Annotated in this window: 5 protein-coding genes; all 5 read left to right on the forward strand. The window is 38.3% G+C overall.

Annotated features, from left to right (window positions below; all coding sequences use genetic code 11):
- A partial coding sequence (locus tag AC11ZT_RS02935) for an NAD(P)H-dependent glycerol-3-phosphate dehydrogenase (RefSeq protein WP_484058177.1) occupies positions 1–276 on the forward strand: 276 nt, incomplete at its 5' end.
- 153 nt (positions 277–429) lie between these two features.
- Positions 430–684, forward strand: coding sequence for a stage VI sporulation protein F (locus AC11ZT_RS02940; protein WP_484058178.1), 255 nt, complete (start codon positions 430–432; stop codon positions 682–684).
- A gap of 228 nt (positions 685–912) precedes the next feature.
- Positions 913–1,116 (forward strand): DUF2768 domain-containing protein, encoded by a 204-nt coding sequence (locus AC11ZT_RS02945; protein ID WP_484058179.1) that lies wholly within the window; start codon positions 913–915, stop codon positions 1,114–1,116.
- Positions 1,117–1,358: 242 nt separating this feature from the next.
- Positions 1,359–2,837 carry a stage IV sporulation protein A gene (spoIVA, locus tag AC11ZT_RS02950; RefSeq protein ID WP_484058180.1) on the forward strand — a complete coding sequence of 493 codons (1,479 nt, stop codon included), beginning with the start codon at positions 1,359–1,361 and terminating at the stop codon, positions 2,835–2,837.
- 248 nt (positions 2,838–3,085) lie between these two features.
- Positions 3,086–3,361, forward strand: a complete 276-nt coding sequence (locus AC11ZT_RS02955) for an HU family DNA-binding protein (RefSeq protein WP_379968526.1) — start codon at positions 3,086–3,088, stop codon at positions 3,359–3,361.
- Positions 3,362–3,591: the final 230 nt, after the last annotated feature.

The following is a 3,591-nucleotide window of genomic DNA, read 5'->3' on the forward strand; positions in this document are numbered from 1 at the left end:
CATAGTCGAAATTGGCGTGCGGGAAATATGTTAGGAAAGGGTCATTCTCTTGATGAGGTATTATCCAGCATGGGCATGGTTGTAGAAGGGGTGCGTACTACAAAAGCTGCATACCAGCTAGCCAAAACAATGAATGTAGAAATGCCGATTACATCCGAATTATATGAGGTATTATTCCATAATAAAGATGTAAAGGAAGCGGTTCATTCCTTAATGGGACGTGTTCGTAAGCATGAAATGGAAGCTGTACCAAATCTTTCACAGCGGAACCATTAATACGATATTTTAAAGAAGAGGGGATTAACTAAATTCTCCTCTTTTTTGCTTTATCCAAAAAAATGGTCGTGAAAGTTGTACATTAAGATGACATTCACCCAATATTCCTTCTTGCATATGATAAAGGGAAGATATGAAGAGAGGGTGGAAATAATGAGCTCCAATAATTTATTTGATAATGTAGAGAAGAAAGCAAATGTTAACAAAGAGGATATATTCAAACTAGCTGCTTCGGTACAAAACTCGAATTTAAAGGATGAAAAGGTGTTACGGCAGCTCGTACAACAAGTAGGTGCTATTGCAGGACGCAATGTGACAAAAGAAAAAGAAGATCAAATTGTAAAGGCAATTATGAATAATAATATGCCTACAGATTTAAGCTCACTAGGAAATATGTTTAAAAAATAGAGTTGTGGTTTGGGAGTAAGAAACAACAGGATATACAGCCGCATATGATACTACGAACGAAGCAATCCATGAGCTAAATAGGGGATACATGGTCAACCGAAGCGAAGAGCCCCCAGTTCGCTTCGGTTTTAGTTATGGAATAAAATAATAGTTGAAAATAATTGGTAATAAATATAAAATATTCTAATTAAAGAATATGAAAATAGGAAAGAAACTGGGGGGATATGCATGTCGACTTCTCTTTTGAAAATGTGGCTATCGCTAACTTCTATGGGTGGTATGGGCCTTGCAGTTTACCTCATTTTTTTTAGCAGATATAAAGTTCAAAACCAAATATGGAAAAGTATTGCAGCATTTTTCGCTTATTGCATTATGATCCTAGCAGGGTTACTTATGCTACTTGTTTTGTTAAGTGGTCCAACGAATGAATGAATGGAATCTTAGATTCACTCTAACATCTTAAACCAACTAGTGAGCCAAAATTTTTCAGGTGATATGGCATGAACCCTTCTATTTTCGAATACGTTCTAAAAGAAGGGTTTTTGTTTTTCTATGAAATGGGAAAAAACTATTTTGTTTACACTCGTCATAATAAAGTAGGACAAAATCATAGGCATGAATGTCCTGACGAAACCAAAATCACATTCCCAACAACTCTTAGGGGGGGAACATACTTGGAAAAGATTGATGTGTTTAAAGATATTGCTGAACGTACAGGCGGCGATATTTATTTTGGAGTAGTCGGTGCAGTTCGAACAGGAAAATCTACGTTTATTAAAAAGTTTATGGAGCTTGTTGTCATTCCGAATATCGAAAATGAAGGGGATCGTCAACGGGCGCAAGATGAATTGCCGCAAAGTGCTGCTGGAAGAACGATTATGACAACGGAGCCGAAGTTTGTTCCAAATCAAGCTGTTTCTATCCATGTAGAGGATGGACTTGATGTGAACATACGACTGGTTGATTGTGTTGGGTATACTGTGCCGGGTGCGAAAGGGTATGAGGATGAAAATGGGCCTCGTATGATTACTACGCCTTGGTATGACGAACCAATTCCATTTCATGAGGCTGCAGAAATCGGTACAAGAAAAGTAATTCAAGAGCATTCAACGATCGGGGTAGTTGTCACTACAGATGGAACGATTGGTGAAATTCCGCGCCGTGATTATGTGGATGCCGAAGAGCGTGTCGTCAATGAATTAAAAGAAGTTGGGAAACCCTTTATTATGGTTATCAACACTGTACAGCCATATCATCCAGACACGGAGACGCTTCGACAAAGCTTAGTGGAGCAATATGATATTCCCGTTCTTGCTATGAGTGTGGAAGGAATGCGAGAGGGTGATGTTCATAATGTACTTCGCGAAGCTCTTTACGAATTCCCTGTTTTAGAAGTGAATGTGAATCTTCCTAGTTGGGTAATGGTGTTAAATGAAAATCACTGGCTACGTGAAAGCTATCAAGAAGCAGTTCAGGAGACCGTAAAGGATATTAAACGACTGCGCGATGTAGACCGGGTCGTTTGGCAATTTAGTCAATATGAATTTATTGACCGTGCGAGCCTTGCTGGCATCGACATGGGGCAGGGAGTAGCAGAAATTGACTTATATGCACCGGACGAATTATATGATGAAATATTAAAAGAAGTGGTAGGAGTAGAGATTCGCGGAAAGGATCATCTATTAAAGCTGATGCTAGATTTTGCTCATGCTAAAGTAGAGTATGACCAAGTAGCAGATGCACTGAAAATGGTAAAACAAACGGGGTATGGAATCGCAGCACCTGCTTTAGTCGACATGAGCTTGGATGAACCCGAAATCATTCGTCATGGTTCTCGTTTTGGGGTAAAGTTAAAGGCGGTTGCTCCTTCCATTCATATGATCAAAGTCGATGTAGAATCTACGTTTGAACCGATTATTGGGACTGAGAAGCAAAGCGAAGAGCTTGTCCGCTATTTGATGCAGGATTTTGAAGATGATCCGCTTTCTATTTGGAATTCTGACATCTTTGGCAGATCTCTTAGCTCCATCGTTCGTGAAGGGATTCAAGCAAAACTCTCGCTAATGCCTGAAAATGCACGCTACAAATTAAAGGAAACGCTTGAACGTATCATAAATGAGGGATCGGGTGGGCTCATTGCAATTATATTATAGTGAATAAAAGACCTCTTTACGCGAGGTCTTTTTTTTATAACTAATAGGAAATTATTACATAGGGTAGAACTAAGTTGGTAACATTTTCTTTAAAATCATTGAATTATAAGGAAGAATCGTATAATATAAGCGTTGATAACGATTTATCTACAGCTTTGTTGTATAGAAATTGTAGAAATTGCCTACAAATGAAGATAAGACTCACTTTATTATGCATATAGTGGTCCCTTTGGGAGGAGGTGAATGGCATGAATAAGACTGATTTAATTAACGCAGTTGCAGAAGCTAGTGAAATTTCTAAGAAAGACGCTACGAAGGCAGTTGAAGCTGTGTTTGATTCTATTTTAGAATCATTGAAAAGCGGAGACAAAGTGCAATTGATCGGATTTGGTAATTTTGAAGTTCGTGAACGTGCTGCTCGCAAAGGACGTAATCCTCAAACGGGGGAAGAAATCGAAATTGCAGCAAGCAAGGTTCCTGCATTTAAACCGGGTAAAGCACTCAAAGATGCTGTACAACAATAAGGTGATTGAATGGGGAATCATGCCCAGTACATATGATTTTCAACGTAGAGATTCCTTTTTTCACCTTTGATACGGTATTGTAAGCTCTTCTATTTCCAATAGAAGAGCTTTTTTCTTTTCAAAGCTGAAATGAAAATGTTTTCATTTTGGATTCAGTTTTTTGCTTTTAAAATCGTTCATATGCTAGAATGTGTTCATACAGTAAAAGGTATGATTTTGGGAGGATAACA

Source organism: Ectobacillus sp., from assembly GCF_056992975.1.